The organism is Roseinatronobacter sp. NSM (assembly GCF_052379845.1).
Taxonomy (GTDB): domain Bacteria; phylum Pseudomonadota; class Alphaproteobacteria; order Rhodobacterales; family Rhodobacteraceae; genus Roseinatronobacter.
In genome coordinates this window covers 74,792-89,222 of record NZ_JBQTCF010000006.1, presented here as the reverse complement: position 1 = coordinate 89,222, position 14,431 = coordinate 74,792, and the positions used below count along the sequence as shown (strand labels likewise).

Genomic DNA, 14,431 nt, shown 5'->3' with positions numbered 1-14,431 from the left:
ACCAAAAGGTAAAAATCCGATGCCCGATGCGCCCGTTGTTACACGCTTTGCCCCCTCGCCCACGGGTTTTCTGCATATCGGGGGTGCACGCACCGCGTTGTTCAACTGGCTCTATGCCCGTGGCCGTGGCGGCAAGTTCCTGTTGCGCATAGAAGATACTGATCGCGCCCGGTCCACCCCCGAGGCGACAGCCGCGATTCTGACGGGGCTGACATGGCTGGGGCTGGACTGGGACGGGGACCCCGTCAGTCAGGCCGCGCGCGCCGATCGTCATGCGCAGGTCGCCCATCAGATGCTGGACAGCGGCCATGCCTATAAGTGCTTTGCGACACAGGATCAGATAGAAGCGTTCCGCGAAGACGCCCGCGCGCAAGGCAAATCCACGCTGTATCACTCGCCGTGGCGCGACGCGGACGCGACCACCCATCCCGATGCGCCCTATGTCATTCGCGTGAAGGCGCCGCGCAGCGGGGAAACCGTGATTGTAGATCAGGTGCAGGGCAATGTGCGCATTGGCAATGACCAGTTGGACGACATGATCGTGCTGCGGTCTGACGGGACGCCAACCTATATGCTGGCCGTGGTGGTCGATGACCATGACATGGGGGTAACGCATATCATCCGTGGCGATGACCACCTGAACAACGCCGCCCGCCAGATGCTGGTTTACCATGCGATGGGCTGGGATGTGCCAGTCTGGGCGCATATTCCGCTGATTCACGGCCCTGATGGCAAGAAACTGTCAAAACGCCACGGCGCGCTGGGGGTCGAGGAATACCAGCGCATGGGCTACCCTGCCGCCGCGATGCGTAATTACCTGACACGGCTGGGCTGGGGGCACGGTGATAATGAATTCTTTACCGATACTCAGGCAAAAGAATGGTTCGACCTTGGGGGAATCGGCAAATCACCGGCGCGGCTGGACTTCAAGAAACTGGACCACCTGACCGCGCAACATATGACGGTCGCGGACAATGCTGCACTGCTGCAAGAACTTCTTGCGTTCCTGCGGGCCACAGACGCGCCCGACCTGACACATACGCAGATCACGGGGTTGGCGGCCGCCATGCCCTTCGTCAAGGAGAAGGCCAAGGGATTTACACAAATTATTGAAAAGGCACATTTTATTCTGACATCTCGGCCCATCGTGCAAGATGAAAAAGCGGCGCAATCCCTTGATGATGTATCCCGTGGTATACTGAAGGAATTGACGCCGCGCTTGCAAACTGCTACGTGGGATCGGATTATACTGGAAGACATTGTCAAGGAAACGGCAGAAGCACATGGACTGGGCCTGGGCAAGGTTGCACAGCCCCTTCGCGCTGCGCTTGCAGGGCGGACAAGCAGTCCAAGTGTTTTTGACATGATGATCGTGCTGGGCCGCGAAGAATCGCTTGCCCGCATTCAGGATGTAACGACTTGAGCCGACAGGGCCATCGCGCCCCGGAAGCCCCAGTCAGGGATTGTCTGCGCGGCGCCCTGCCCGCAGGCCACAGGGAAAGGATGCGCAATGGCGAATAGTACCGAATCTGCAAAGCTGATCATAGGCGACAAGGAAATCGAACTGCCGGTCATGAAACCGTCGGTAGGCCCTGATGTGCTGGATATCCGCAAACTGTATGCGCAGGGCGACGTGTTCACCTATGACCCCGGCTTCACCTCGACTGCGGCATGTTCATCGACCATCACCTATATCGACGGGGATGTGGGTGAATTGCTGTATCGTGGCTATCCCATCGAACAACTGGCCGAGAAATCGCATTTTCTGGAATGCTGTTACTTGCTGCTGTATGGGGAATTGCCGACTGCCGCCGAACTGGAAGATTTCGAAAGCCGTGTGACACGTCACACCATGATTCACGAACAGATGCAGTATTTCTTCCGTGGATTCCGCCGCGATGCCCACCCGATGGCCATTATGGTGGGGGTTGTGGGTGCAATGTCCGCATTCTATCACGATTCGACCGATATCAATGACCCGTGGCAGCGCGAAGTCGCCGCGATCCGCATGATTGCGAAAATGCCGACCATCGCCGCAATGGCCTATAAATATTCAGTCGGGCAACCGTTTGTTTACCCGAAGAACAGCCTCGATTATTCCGGCAACTTCCTGCACATGTGCTTTGCGGTGCCCGCAGAAGAATATGTCGTCGACCCGATCCTGAGCCGCGCCATGGACCGCATCATGATGTTGCATGCGGATCACGAACAAAACGCGTCCACATCGACAGTGCGTCTGGCGTCCAGTTCCGGGGCAAACCCCTTTGCATCCATTGCGGCGGGCATTGCCTGCCTTTGGGGTCCGGCACATGGCGGCGCGAATCAGGCCTGTCTGGAAATGCTGCGCGAAATCGGCACGGTTGACCGCATTCCCGAATTCATTGCCCGCGCCAAGGACAAGGACGACCCCTTCCGCCTGATGGGCTTCGGGCACCGCGTCTACAAGAATTTCGACCCGCGCGCCAAGGTGATGAAGCAATCCGCAGACGAGGTGCTGGGGCTGCTGGGCATCGACGACAATGAAACGTTGAAAGTCGCCAAGGAATTGGAACGCATCGCGCTGGAGGATGAGTATTTCGTCAGCAAGAAGCTGTATCCGAATGTCGATTTCTATTCCGGCATCATTCTGGAAGCGATGGGCTTCCCCACATCGATGTTCACGCCCATATTCGCGCTGTCGCGCACTGTTGGCTGGATTTCGCAGTGGAAGGAAATGATCAGCGACCCCGAACAGAAAATCGGCCGCCCGCGCCAGCGCTACACTGGCGCACCACGCCGCGACTATGCCGAGATCGAGAATCGGTGATAGCTGCGCAGCTCCAATACAGACGCCGCCCATCGGGGCGGCGTTTTTCATATGTGCCACTGGAATCCGTGCCTGCAAAAGGTTAGGTCATCCATTATGAAACAGCTCCTGCCCACCCTGACCCTGCTTGCCACCGCCGCCTTCGTGCTGTCGCCCTATGTGACAGACCCGTTCAGCGGGTTTGACCCGCAGCGTTTTCCCGTCCCGCAACTCGACCCACCGGTGCAACCTGCGGGTTACGCCTTTGCGATCTGGGGTATCATCTATCTGTGGCTGGCGGTGTTTGCCGTCATGGGGGTCTATGCGCGCCGGCAGGATGCGGGCTGGCACCGCGTGCAAGCCCCGATGATCCTTAGCCTTGGGCCGGGGGCGTTGTGGTTGTGGATTGCCGGCTTCTCGCCCATTGGGGCGACAGTGCTGATTTTCTGGATGCTGTTTTTTGCCGTTCAAGCGCTGCTGCGCGCCCCAAGTCAGGATCGCTGGGTGCTTCAGGCCCCGATCGGGCTGTATGCGGGCTGGCTGACGGCGGCGGCGCATGTCTCGCTTGGGGTGTCGCTGGGGGGCTACGGGCTGGCATCGCCGCTATGGGCGGCCATCATCGCGCTGGCAGGCGCCACGGCGCTTGCGGTATGGGTGCTGGCGCGCCGTCCCGACAGCCCTGATTACAGTGTCGCGGTCATCTGGGCGCTCATCGGGGTGCTGGTGGCCAATCTGGGCGGCGCGCCCGTCATCCTTGCCGTAACCGCCGCTGCACTGCTGGTCGTTGTTGGTGCCGCAATACGCAACCTTTGGGCTGGACACACCAAGGCCGCGCTGTAACACAAGGACGCAAGCCATAAACCGGAGTGGCACATGCCAGACCATGACCCGATAATTTTTCAACCCGATGGCAGTCTGGCCCGGCTGCGCGCGATCATGCGCGCGCTGCGCGACCCTGAAACTGGCTGCCCGTGGGATATTGAACAGGATTTCGCATCCATCGCCCCCTATACGATTGAAGAAGCCTATGAAGTGGCGGACGCGATTGAAAAACGCGACTGGCCCGCGCTTCAGGGCGAATTGGGCGATTTGCTGTTGCAAGTGATCTATCACGCCCAGATGGCCGAAGAAGCGGGGCATTTCACCTTTTGCGATATTGCGCGCGGCATTTCCGACAAGATGCTGACGCGCCATCCCCATGTGTTTGGCACTGAAAACCGCGAGAAAAGCGCCCAACAACAGGTGCAGGACTGGGAACGCGTGAAGGCCGCCGAACGCGCGGCGCGTGCACAGGGCGGCGTGCTGGATGATGTGGCGCTTGGCCTGCCCGCCTTGATGCGCGCGGTCAAACTGCAAAAACGCGCCGCGCGCGTGGGGTTTGACTGGCCGTCCACTGATCAGGTTCTGGACAAGATACTTGAGGAATCGCGCGAATTGGTGGAAGCGCGCGACACGCTGAGCGAAGCCGAGGTTGCGGAAGAATTCGGGGACCTGCTGTTTGTCATGGCAAATCTGGCGCGGCACCTGCAACTGGACCCCGAAGAAGCCTTGCGCGCCGCAAATGCCAAATTCACCCGCCGGTTTGAAAGCATCGAACGCACGCTTGCCGCCCAAGGGCGCAGCCCCGCCGACAGCACGCTGGACGAAATGGACGCCCTTTGGAATGACGCCAAAGCCCGGGAAAAACGCGATGCTGCCCAATGATACAACCCTGACCGAACAGGGGTTACCCGCACAAGGGCGCGGCACAATCCTGTTGCTGGCCTGCGGGGCATTGGCACGCGAAATACTGGCCCTGAAAGCGGCCAATGGCTGGGCGCATATGGATTTGCTGTGCCTGCCAGCCAATCTGCACCTGTGGCCGGACCGCATTCCCGACGCTGTGGAGAAGGCCGTATTCCAACACCGCGGACAGTATGAAACCATATTCGTGGTCTATGCTGATTGCGGCACAGGCGGCTTGCTGCAGGCAAGATGCGATGCGCTGGGGGTGCAGATGGTGCCCGGCCCGCATTGCTATGCGTTTTTCGATGGTGTCGACGCGTTTGCCACCCGCGCGGAACAGGAAATGACGGCCTTCTACCTGACCGATTTTCTGGTGCGCCAGTTTGATGCTTTTGTCTGGAACCCCATGGGGTTTGACCGCCACCCCGAGTTGATCCAGATGATGTTCGGAAATTACACCAAACTGATTTATCAGGCGCAAACAGACGACCCTGCCCTTGATGCAAAAGCGCAAGAGGCCGCGCGCAGGCTGGGGTTGGCTTATGAACGGCGGTATACCGGATACGGCGATCTGGCGCGGGAATTGGCACGGCTGGATTAGTGCGTTTGGCCTGAAGCTGCCCCCCCAAGGCGCGGAATCAAGGCCGCAGGCCGCCGCGCCATCGGCGGGCCGTCCCGCGGCCTGCCGATTACTCTGGCGGCACGCCAAGCCTTGAAAGTCGGAGTATGCCGCCGGCATAAAGTGAACTTCACTGGCGTCGGATCGGCAGAGCCCGGCCCGCCGATAGCGCGGGCTTCATACAAGGGCGAAGGGCTGCTTCAGGCCAGCTGAAACCTCGATTTTGCAGACCATGACCGCGCAGGCACGCCCCTACAGCCCCTTCGACATCTGCTTGCGCATCAACCACGCGGCCCCCAGAACCGCCACGAACACAAACCCGATGATGATGGTTGCCAGCGCGTTCACATCCGGACTGACCCCCAGCCGCACCTTGGAGAATATGACCATCGGCAAGGTGGATGCCCCCGGCCCGGTCACGAAGCTGGCAATCACCAGATCATCCAGTGACAGGGTAAAGGCCAGCAACCATCCCGACACCAACGCAGGCGTAATGACCGGCAACGTCACATCGAAAAACACCCGCACTGGCCCCGCCCCCAAATCGCGCGCAGCTTCTTCCAGCGACTCGTCCATACTGCGCAGGCGCGACTGCGCAATGACGGCCACAAACGCCGCGCAAAATGTCGTATGCGCAATAATCACCGTGACCAACCCGCGCCCGGCGGGCCAGCCAAGCGTCAGTTCCATCGATATGAACAGCAACAGCAGCGACAGGCCAGTAATGACTTCGGGCATGACCAGCGGCGCGGTAATCATGCCCGTCAGCAGCAAACGCCCCGTAAAGCGGCTGAAGCGCGTTAGGACAAACGCCCCCAGCGTGCCGATCACCGTTGCCAGCGTGGCGCTGAAAAACGCCACCTTCAGGCTGACCCATGCCGCGCCCATGATCTGGCGGTCATTGAGCAATTCGCCATACCACCGCGTCGAAAACCCGCCCCACACCGTGACAAGGCGCGACTCGTTGAAGGAAAACACCACCAGCGAAATAATAGGCGCATACAAAAAGACGAAGCCCAGCACCACCGCCAGGGGCAGGAACCACCCCCGCATCAGTCCGCCCCCCGCCGGTTTTGCACCGATTGCAGCCACATAATGGGCGCGACCACCAGCACCAGCATGACAATCGCCACCGCAGACGCCACCGGCCAGTCGCGGCTGCCGAAGAATTCATCCCACAGGACACGACCAATCATCAACGTGTCCGGTCCGCCCAGCAACGCTGGGATCACATATTCCCCGATGGCGGGGATAAACACCAGCATGGACCCCGCCACAATGCCCGGCAGCGACAGCGGCAAGGTAACCGTGAAAAACGTAACCAAGGGCGACGCCCCCAGATCGCTGGCCGCTTCCAGAAGAGCGCCGTCCAGTTTGGTCAGATTGGCGTAAAGCGGCAGGATCATGAAAGGAAGATAGGTATAGACGATGCCGATATAGACCGCGAAATCCGTTTGCATCATCACCAGTGGCTGATCAATTACCCCCAACCCCATCAGCATATTGTTAATCACGCCATTGGTGCGCAAAAACCCCATCCAAGCGTAAACCCGCAACAGGAAACTGGTCCAGAATGGCAGGATCACCAGCAGCAACAGCAAGGACCGTCGCGGCTCGGGGGCGCGGGCAATGAAATAGGCCATCGGATAGCCGATCAGCAGCGCGAAGATCGTCGAAACTGCCGCAATCCTGATCGAGGACAGATAGGCGTTGCGATACAGCGCATCGGTCAGCAAAAAGCGGTAATTTTCCAGACTGGCAAAGATTTCCAGCGACCCGTCAGGCCCACGTTCGAACAGCGGCGTATAGGGCGGTCGGGCAATAATCGCCTCGGCCAGTGAAATACGCCCCAGAACGAAGAACGGCGCCAGAAAGAACACCAGTAACCACAACATGGGAATGGCAATCACCAGCGTGCGCCCCGACAGGCCCAGTTTTCCCATGGCCCATGCCGTGCCGCGCCACGGGACTGAGCGTGTGAGGACGTTCCCCCCGCTCATTCCGTCAGCACCCTGAAGGCGGCGGGCTGCACGCTGATCCAGACGGGATCATCCCATGAAATGGGGTCTTCGTCGCGCAGCCGGTTGGACTGGCTGGCACGAATAAGGCGGCCGTTTTCCAGCCGGATACGGTATTGCGTCATATGACCAATATAGCCCATCTCCTCGACCACACCGGCCCATGCGTTGCCTGCGCCTTCGGGACGTTGGCGCGACAGGGCAAAGCGTTCGGGCCGCACAGCCCCCCAGACTTGCTGGCCCCGCGTCAACCCTGTTTGCGGGGGCACCAGCACGGGTCCCAGTTCCGCAGTTTCAATCCGCATCAAATCAGGGGCAACAGCATCCACCTTGCCTTCAAACAGGTTCACTGTGCCAATGAAATCGGCCACAAAACGGGAATTGGGGCGTTCGTAAATTTCCTGCGGTTCGCCGATTTGCTTGATGAGTCCGTCCTTCATCACCCCGATGCGGGTTGCAAGGGTCATCGCCTCATCCTGATCATGGGTGACGACAATAAAGGTCACCCCCAGACTTTCCTGAATCTTGATCAGCTCAAACTGGGTCTCCTCGCGCAGCTTCTTGTCCAGCGCGCCAAGCGGTTCATCCAGCAACAACAGCTTCGGCCGCTTGACCAGCGCGCGGGCCAGTGCCACACGCTGGCGTTGGCCGCCCGACAATTGGTCAGGCTTGCGCCGCGCCAGTTTTTCCAGCTTGACCATTTTCAGCATCTCGCCGGCGCGGGCATAGGCTTCGCGCCTGCCCAGCCCTTCGCGCAGCAACCCATAGGCCACGTTCTTTTCAACACTCATATGCGGAAACAACGCATAGGACTGGAACATCATATTGGTGGGGCGGCGGTCCGGGGGCACGCGGGCCATATCCTCACCATCAATGACAATGCGCCCGTGGGTCGGGGTTTCAAACCCGGCCAGCATGCGCAGCAATGTGGATTTTCCACACCCCGACTCCCCCAGCAGGCAAAACAATTCACCCTTGTAGATGTCCAGATCGACATCCGACACGGCGGTAAAATCGCTGAACTGTTTGACCAGCCCCTGTAGGGAAATAAACGGCACCGACCCCGCCTTGCGCCAGGGTTTTGTGTCGGCCGCGATTGCTGGTTTTGGCATGCCGTATTCCCGAAGAAGGACCATGAAAAATGCACCGCGACCACATGTGAAATGCTGTCGCGGTGGCCGGGGTTACTGGCCTGTGCGCAAACGTGTCCACAGGCGCGTGCTGACGCGTTCGGTGCGGTTGTCATAGGGCTGCAATGTCCAGAAGCCCGCGCGCGCAGACTCAGAAGGATAGACTGTCGGATCATTCAGCACCGCTTCGTCAATCAACGGCGTAGACGCGGCATTTGCGTTGGGGAACATCACATAATTCGTAATATCTGCCGCAATCTGGGCATCCATGACGAAGTTGATGAACGCATGCGCCCCTTCGGGATTTGGCGCATCGGCAGGAATGGTCAGCATATCGAACCACAAATGCGCCCCTTCATCGGGGATGGCATAGCCCACTTCAAAGCTCTGTCCGGTTTCAGACGCGCGCTCGGCCGCCTGCAACACATCGCCAGACCACCCGACCGCCAAGCAAATCTCGCCATTGGCCAGATCAGAAATATACTGCGACGAATGGAAATAGCGCACTGTCGGGCGCACCTGCACCAGCATCTCGGCGGCAGCGTTGAAATCCTCCTCGGCGGTCGAAGTGGGGTCAAGCCCCAGATAGCGCATCGCAGGCGGAATCAGTTCCTTTTCGGTGTCCAGCCATGCGATACCGCAATCCTGAAACAGCGCCGCCTTTTCGGGGTCAAAAATGATGGACCAGCTGTCCACCACATAATCCTCCCCCAGACGGTCCGCCACGGCCTGCGTGTTATAGCCAATGCCCGTCGTGCCCCACAGATAGATCACCGAATGCGCGTTATCTGCATCAAACGCCGCCGCCAGTGCCATCAGGTCGGGGTCCATGTTCTCCAGATTGGGCAACAGGTCGCGGTCAAGCGGCTGATACACACCTGCCATGATCTGGCGCTGCATGTAATCCGATGTCGGAACAACCACGTCGAAACCCGACGACCCCGCCAGCATCCGCGCTTCCAGCGTCTCGTTGGAATCAAACACATCGTAATTCACCGAAATACCTGTTTGCGCAGTAAATTTTTCGATTGTGTCCGGTGCAATATAATCTGACCAATTGAAAACATTGATACTGTTGGCCGTTGCAGCGCCTGCCTGAACTGCCATCACGGCAGTCATGACAAGGGTGAAACGGGTCTTCGGACTGCCTTTGAATGACGTCATTGTGGTCTCCCTGTGCTGGACAGATATTGCGCAAACACGGCTATACAGGGCCGCGCAGCACCCGTCTTTATCTCTTTGCATTCCACAAGAAAATAGCACGCCTTGGCAAGACCGATTGTGATGCGGGCACAAAATCGACGGGATTCCCGCCCGGCGGGCATGGCATCGGCCCCCGCAACGCCGGAATATTCGGCGACGTCAGTCCCCGACTTTCAGAACAATCTTGCCAATATGAACCGAACTTTCCATCCGGGCATGGGCTGCGCCCGCATCAGCCAGCGCAAATTCGCTGTCCATCACCGGGGCCAGCCGCCCGTCACGCAGCAATGGCCACACCTTCGCTTCCAGCTCTGCGGCGATGGCAGCCTTGGCAGCATCGGATTGCGGGCGCAAGGTTGACCCCGTTATGGTCAGGCGGCGCATCATCAGCGGTGCAAAACTCACGGCACTCTTGGGGCCTTGCAAAAATGCAATCTGCACCAACCGCCCATCATCAGCCAGCGCCTTCAGGTTGCGCACAATATAGTCGCCCCCCACCATGTCCAGAATCAGGTTCGCCCCGCCTTCTGCTTGCAAAACCTCCACGAAATCCTGTTCGCGGTAATTGATCGCGCGCTCAGCCCCAAGCTGGATACAGGCCGCGCATTTCCCTTCATTGCCTGCAGTGGCAAACACCCGCGCGCCAAAGGCATGCGCCAGCTGAATCGCTGTGGTGCCAATACCCGACGATCCGCCATGCACCAAAAACCGCTCGCCCGCCTGCAAGCGCCCGCGCATGAACACATTGGACCAGACTGTAAAAAATGTCTCCGGTAAACAGGCCGCCGCCTTCAGGGACATGCCCGCGGGCACTGGCAAGACCTGTCCCGCATCCGTTGCGGCATATTCAGCATAGGCCCCACCGGGAAACAATGCGCAGACCGCATCGCCAATCTGCCAGCGCGTGACACCTGCCCCCACAGCCACAATATGCCCCGCCCCCTCCAGCCCGGGCAAGGGGGACGCGCCCGCAGGCGGGTCATAAGCACCGGCGCGCTGCAACGCATCGGGACGGTTGACGCCCGCATAGGCCAGCCGGATCACCACCTGCCCCGCGCCCGGCACCGGCACCGGACAGACAGTTTCGCGCAGCACCTCCGGCCCGCCGGGGGCCGAAATCTCGATCGCACGCATCATATGTGACATGGTCATCCTGTTCCTGCCCGTTTCATCTTGCCCCAAATACTCCGGGGGGCAAGGGGGCAGCGCCCCCAAACCCCGCTCGATTTATCCCGTAGCGCTCAGCGCATAGTCCCAGTATACCTGCCGTGCCCGCTCCCCCATGCGCGGCGCACCCATGTCGCGGTCCAGATAGCGCGACACCGGCATCACCTTGGCAATGTTTCCGGTCACAAAAATTTCTTCCGCCGCATCAAAATCGTCCAGGGTCAAGCTGGTTTCGACAACCTCTACCCCCTCCGCGCGCAGCAATCCGATAACGCGCTGGCGGGTGATCCCGTTCAGGAACATGCCGTTGGGCACAGGCGTGAACACCACCCCGTCGCGCAGCATGAACACATTGGTGGACGCAGTTTCGGCCACATGCCCGTCCACATCCAGCGACAGCGCATTGGAAAATCCGCGCGCGCGGGCATCGGCCATGATGCGCGCGTTATTGGCATAAAGCGACCCGGCCTTGGCGTCCGTCAGGGCCATATCGGGGCGCGGGCGGCAAAAGGGCGAGACGGTCAGCGAAAAACTGCCCGGTTCGGGCATGGCCAGCGCCTCGATGCAAATCGCAAATCCGGTGCTGTCGGGCACAGCGTCAATAATGCCGGGCGCAGATTCGCGCGACCACATCATCGGGCGCAGATACAGCGCCGCATCGGGCGCGAAATGTTTGCAGCCTTCTTCCAGCAGTCCCTGAACTGTGTCCGCATCCACGGGCGGCACCATCCCCATTGCCTGCGCAGACCGGATAATGCGCGCCGAATGCAGGTCCAGATCCGGGCGCGCACCGTCAAACTGGCGCGCCCCGTCAAACACTTGCGATCCCAGCCAAGCGGCATGATCGGCGGCCCCTATGATGGGGGCATTGCCCTTGTGCCACTGCCCTTCATACCAGGTTATAATCTCTTTTCCGACAGCCATCCCGCTTTCCCCGCATCATCCGATAACCGGCGCAACCTGCGGCGCAAATGCGCGGGCGTCAACCCTGCGCGGGCGGCGTGGGGCGCAAATGTCCGGGCAGGTCATCGCGCATGTCGGGGGACGGGGCCTTGACACAGGACAGGACTGCGCGCGGACCGGCCAGCACCGAGCGCAACAGCGGGTTACGGTTTGCCGCGGCCTTCACCCGTTCAAATTGCATCACGTCATCAATGCGCCGGTCCAGAAAGGACCATGTTGCCTGTGCGCCCGTGCTGTCATCCCCCAGCCAGAACAGCACTGTAGCCGAATACACCCCCGACAAGGTCGCGCGCTTGGTATACCAGTTCACATCGCGCGATGTGTCGCCAAGGGCGGTCCAGATCATATCGGCCGTGCCCCAGATTGCACGCGCGCCGTCAGGGGCGTAGGGGGGCAGCGCAAACAGCGTTGTGCCGCGCCGGACCAGTTCGCGGTCCTCGCAAGCCTCGATCCGCAGCCGCACCGCAGTGGCGATACGGTCCCGAAACCGCAATTGCTGCAAATCGGTTTCCGCCAGCCGCGCCAGCATCTGGCCGTCCCCGCGCCGGTGATAGGCCAGCGCCAGGTCCACACCGCCGCGCGGGAAAAGCGCTTTCGCATGGGCCGCGTCCATGCCCACATCACGCGCGGCAGCGCGCAGGCTGTCATCACTCCAGCCATCGAAAGGGACATGGTTCAGCGCTGCATCCAGCAATATGTCAGATTTATCGGTCATGGCGCCGCATCTCCTGCTTTTCCGTGGTTGCTTGTATCTAGACATAGCACAGGGTTTTTGCTATGCGAACGCTTCCTGCACTATATGCAACTCTAACTTGGAAAGGTGGTGAAAACCACATGCAGGTATCGGTTCGTGATAACAACGTCGATCAGGCGCTTCGTGCGCTGAAGAAAAAGCTTCAGCGGGAAGGTGTGTTTCGTGAAATGAAGCTTAAAGAGCATTTCGAGAAACCCTCTGAGAAGAAAGCCCGCGAGAAAGCTGAAGCGATCCGCCGTGCGCGCAAACTGGCGCGCAAGAAGGCGCAGCGCGAAGGTATGGTCTGATCCGTCAGAACCACCCCCTTATGGCGCAGGCCATATCGGAAATGCGAACCCCCTCAGGCCCGTCCTGCGGGGGTTTTTATTTGCCCGTGCGCCCCGCATACGCACACCCACGGGGCAAGTGCGGCGTTGACGTAGGGACATTTGCGCCGATCTGACGCACAGGCTTGCGTTTATCGTGGTTTTGCGTGTTAGTATCGCGCAACAGACAAACCGCGACAGGACCCATGCCCACGACCCCCGTAATAGAAATCCGCGATTTGCATAAATCCTATGGCCTGCTGGACGTGCTCAAGGGGGTTAGTATCAATGCTCAAAAGGGCGATGTTGTTTCGCTGATCGGATCATCCGGTTCGGGCAAATCCACGCTGTTGCGGTGCTGCAACCTGCTTGAAGACAGCCAGCAAGGCGACATCCTGTTTCAGGGCGAACCCGTGCGATGGCGCGGCACGGGACAGGGCCGCCACCCTGCAGACCGCGCACAGGTCACGCGCATTCGCACCAACCTGTCGATGGTGTTCCAAAGTTTCAACCTTTGGGCGCATATGACGGTGCTGCAAAATGTCATGGAAGCGCCGCTGCATGTCCTGAAACAGGACCGCGCCCAGGTTGAGGCCCGCGCGCGCGCCCTGCTGGACAAGGTGGGCATTGGCGACAAGGCCGATGTGTTTCCCGCGCAAATGTCGGGCGGGCAGCAACAACGCGCAGCGATTGCGCGCGCATTGTGCATGGAACCGGCGGCACTGCTGTTTGATGAACCCACATCCGCGCTGGACCCGGAACTGGAACAGGAAGTGGTGCGCGTGATCAAGGCATTGGCCCAGGAAGGGCGCACCATGCTGATTGTCACGCATGACATGCGGCTGGCGGCGGATGTGTCAAACCACGTCATTTTCCTGCATGATGGCCGGATAGAAGAACAAGGCCCGCCGGACTCGCTGTTCAAGACCCCGCAATCGGCGCGGCTCAAGCAATTCCTCAGCCATGCGCAAGCGGCCTGAGGCATAACCAACCATAAGGGAGATTTTCATGAAAACAACAAGCCTGACACTGGCGGCACTGGCCCTCGCAACATCCGGGGCAATGGCGCAAGACGTGGTGCGCATGGGGTCCGAAGGGGCCTACCCCCCGTATAACTTCATCAATGATGCGACTGGTGAACTGGACGGCTATGAACGCGAACTGGGCGACGAGATTTGCCGCCGCGCGGAATTGAATTGCGAATGGGTCATCAATGACTGGGACACGATTATCCCCAATCTGGTGTCGGGCAACTATGACACCATCATGGCGGGCATGAGCATCACCGACGCCCGCATGGAAGTGATTGCCTTTACGCAGAACTACCTGTTGCCCGAACCGTCGGCCTATATCGGGTTGGCAGGAACTGATGTGTCGGTGCGTGACAGCGGCGTGGTTGCCGCGCAGTCCAACACCATTCAGGCAGGCCATGTTGCCGAAGGCGATGCAGACCTGCTGGAATTCCCCACCCCGGATGAAACCATTTCCGCCCTGCGCAACGGCGAAGCAGACGCCGTGCTGGCCGATAAGGCGTTTCTGGCCCCCTATGTGGGCGATTCAGGGGGCGAGTTGGTGTTTCTGGGCGATGACGTGTTGCTGGGCGGCGGAATAGGAATTGGCCTGCGCAAAAGCGATGACAGCCTGCGCGACACCCTTGATGCCGCGATTGCCAGCATGAAGGAAGATGGCACGCTGAATGAAATGATCGCCAGATGGTTTGGCGACGAACACCCGAAATTTGACTGATCCTGCATCAGGCGGG

15 protein-coding genes are annotated in these 14,431 nt (G+C 59.8%); 8 read left to right on the top strand and 7 right to left on the bottom strand.

Annotated features, from left to right (window positions below):
* Positions 1–19: 19 nt before the first annotated feature.
* The 5 genes from gltX to ACTZWY_RS05045 all read left to right on the top strand — a co-directional run bounded on the left by gltX (position 20) and on the right by ACTZWY_RS05045 (position 5,111).
* The gene (gene gltX, locus ACTZWY_RS05065; protein ID WP_444789602.1) at positions 20–1,423 is read left to right on the top strand and encodes a glutamate--tRNA ligase; all 1,404 of its coding nucleotides are present in this window, start codon (positions 20–22) and stop codon (positions 1,421–1,423) included.
* Positions 1,424–1,510: 87 nt separating this feature from the next.
* Positions 1,511–2,806: a citrate synthase gene (gene gltA, locus ACTZWY_RS05060; RefSeq protein WP_444789601.1), complete on the top strand. Its 1,296-nt coding sequence runs from the start codon at positions 1,511–1,513 to the stop codon at positions 2,804–2,806.
* A 96-nt stretch (positions 2,807–2,902) separates the two neighbouring features.
* Entirely contained in the window at positions 2,903–3,625 is a 723-nt protein-coding gene (locus ACTZWY_RS05055) for a hypothetical protein (protein WP_444789600.1), read from the top strand.
* A gap of 33 nt (positions 3,626–3,658) precedes the next feature.
* Positions 3,659–4,489, top strand: a complete 831-nt coding sequence (gene mazG / locus ACTZWY_RS05050) for a nucleoside triphosphate pyrophosphohydrolase (RefSeq protein WP_444789599.1) — start codon at positions 3,659–3,661, stop codon at positions 4,487–4,489.
* Positions 4,476–5,111: a DUF1638 domain-containing protein gene (locus ACTZWY_RS05045; RefSeq protein WP_444789598.1), complete on the top strand. Its 636-nt coding sequence runs from the start codon at positions 4,476–4,478 to the stop codon at positions 5,109–5,111. Before mazG ends, ACTZWY_RS05045 begins: the two co-directional genes overlap by 14 nt.
* A 270-nt stretch (positions 5,112–5,381) precedes the next feature.
* On the opposite strand, the gene ACTZWY_RS05040 is transcribed toward ACTZWY_RS05045, so the two are convergent.
* The 7 genes from ACTZWY_RS05040 to ACTZWY_RS05010 form a co-directional block, all read right to left on the bottom strand.
* Complete coding sequence (locus ACTZWY_RS05040) at positions 5,382–6,182, bottom strand: ABC transporter permease subunit (protein ID WP_444789597.1); 801 nt, start codon at positions 6,180–6,182, stop codon at positions 5,382–5,384.
* Positions 6,182–7,072, bottom strand: a complete 891-nt coding sequence (locus tag ACTZWY_RS05035; protein ID WP_444789649.1) for an ABC transporter permease subunit — start codon at positions 7,070–7,072, stop codon at positions 6,182–6,184. The genes ACTZWY_RS05040 and ACTZWY_RS05035 overlap by 1 nt, the downstream gene beginning before the upstream one ends.
* A gap of 53 nt (positions 7,073–7,125) precedes the next feature.
* The gene (locus tag ACTZWY_RS05030) at positions 7,126–8,259 is read right to left on the bottom strand and encodes an ABC transporter ATP-binding protein (protein WP_444789596.1); all 1,134 of its coding nucleotides are present in this window, start codon (positions 8,257–8,259) and stop codon (positions 7,126–7,128) included.
* A 72-nt stretch (positions 8,260–8,331) separates the two neighbouring features.
* A complete protein-coding gene (locus ACTZWY_RS05025) occupies positions 8,332–9,441 on the bottom strand; it encodes a polyamine ABC transporter substrate-binding protein (protein WP_444789595.1) in 1,110 nt (369 codons plus the stop codon).
* A gap of 198 nt (positions 9,442–9,639) precedes the next feature.
* Entirely contained in the window at positions 9,640–10,626 is a 987-nt protein-coding gene (locus tag ACTZWY_RS05020) for an NAD(P)H-quinone oxidoreductase (RefSeq protein ID WP_444789594.1), read from the bottom strand.
* Positions 10,627–10,707: 81 nt separating this feature from the next.
* Positions 10,708–11,571, bottom strand: a complete 864-nt coding sequence (locus ACTZWY_RS05015) for a branched-chain amino acid aminotransferase (protein ID WP_444789593.1) — start codon at positions 11,569–11,571, stop codon at positions 10,708–10,710.
* Between the two features lie 58 nt (positions 11,572–11,629).
* Positions 11,630–12,325, bottom strand: coding sequence for a COQ9 family protein (locus tag ACTZWY_RS05010; protein WP_444789592.1), 696 nt, complete (start codon positions 12,323–12,325; stop codon positions 11,630–11,632).
* Between the two features lie 119 nt (positions 12,326–12,444).
* Here ACTZWY_RS05010 and rpsU point away from each other — a divergent pair, with 119 nt between their 5' ends.
* The 3 genes from rpsU to ACTZWY_RS04995 all read left to right on the top strand — a co-directional run bounded on the left by rpsU (position 12,445) and on the right by ACTZWY_RS04995 (position 14,415).
* Complete coding sequence (gene rpsU, locus ACTZWY_RS05005; RefSeq protein ID WP_444789648.1) at positions 12,445–12,651, top strand: 30S ribosomal protein S21; 207 nt, start codon at positions 12,445–12,447, stop codon at positions 12,649–12,651.
* Between the two features lie 224 nt (positions 12,652–12,875).
* Positions 12,876–13,649: an ABC transporter ATP-binding protein gene (locus ACTZWY_RS05000; protein ID WP_444789591.1), complete on the top strand. Its 774-nt coding sequence runs from the start codon at positions 12,876–12,878 to the stop codon at positions 13,647–13,649.
* A gap of 28 nt (positions 13,650–13,677) precedes the next feature.
* Complete coding sequence (locus tag ACTZWY_RS04995) at positions 13,678–14,415, top strand: transporter substrate-binding domain-containing protein (protein WP_444789590.1); 738 nt, start codon at positions 13,678–13,680, stop codon at positions 14,413–14,415.
* Positions 14,416–14,431 lie beyond the last annotated feature (16 nt).

What these genes read in the sequence shown, in the direction of transcription:
- gltX (WP_444789602.1), top strand. Translation starts at nt 20, where the DNA reads ATGCCCGATGCGCCCGTTGTTACACGCTTTGCCCCCTCGCCCACGGGT.
- gltA (WP_444789601.1), top strand. Translation starts at nt 1,511, where the DNA reads ATGGCGAATAGTACCGAATCTGCAAAGCTGATCATAGGCGACAAGGAA.
- ACTZWY_RS05055 (WP_444789600.1), top strand. Translation starts at nt 2,903, where the DNA reads ATGAAACAGCTCCTGCCCACCCTGACCCTGCTTGCCACCGCCGCCTTC.
- mazG (WP_444789599.1), top strand. Translation starts at nt 3,659, where the DNA reads ATGCCAGACCATGACCCGATAATTTTTCAACCCGATGGCAGTCTGGCC.
- ACTZWY_RS05045 (WP_444789598.1), top strand. Translation starts at nt 4,476, where the DNA reads ATGCTGCCCAATGATACAACCCTGACCGAACAGGGGTTACCCGCACAA.
- ACTZWY_RS05040 (WP_444789597.1), bottom strand. Translation starts at nt 6,182, where the DNA reads ATGCGGGGGTGGTTCCTGCCCCTGGCGGTGGTGCTGGGCTTCGTCTTT.
- ACTZWY_RS05035 (WP_444789649.1), bottom strand. Translation starts at nt 7,072, where the DNA reads ATGGGAAAACTGGGCCTGTCGGGGCGCACGCTGGTGATTGCCATTCCC.
- ACTZWY_RS05030 (WP_444789596.1), bottom strand. Translation starts at nt 8,259, where the DNA reads ATGCCAAAACCAGCAATCGCGGCCGACACAAAACCCTGGCGCAAGGCG.
- ACTZWY_RS05025 (WP_444789595.1), bottom strand. Translation starts at nt 9,441, where the DNA reads ATGACGTCATTCAAAGGCAGTCCGAAGACCCGTTTCACCCTTGTCATG.
- ACTZWY_RS05020 (WP_444789594.1), bottom strand. Translation starts at nt 10,626, where the DNA reads ATGTCACATATGATGCGTGCGATCGAGATTTCGGCCCCCGGCGGGCCG.
- ACTZWY_RS05015 (WP_444789593.1), bottom strand. Translation starts at nt 11,571, where the DNA reads ATGGCTGTCGGAAAAGAGATTATAACCTGGTATGAAGGGCAGTGGCAC.
- ACTZWY_RS05010 (WP_444789592.1), bottom strand. Translation starts at nt 12,325, where the DNA reads ATGACCGATAAATCTGACATATTGCTGGATGCAGCGCTGAACCATGTC.
- rpsU (WP_444789648.1), top strand. Translation starts at nt 12,445, where the DNA reads ATGCAGGTATCGGTTCGTGATAACAACGTCGATCAGGCGCTTCGTGCG.
- ACTZWY_RS05000 (WP_444789591.1), top strand. Translation starts at nt 12,876, where the DNA reads ATGCCCACGACCCCCGTAATAGAAATCCGCGATTTGCATAAATCCTAT.
- ACTZWY_RS04995 (WP_444789590.1), top strand. Translation starts at nt 13,678, where the DNA reads ATGAAAACAACAAGCCTGACACTGGCGGCACTGGCCCTCGCAACATCC.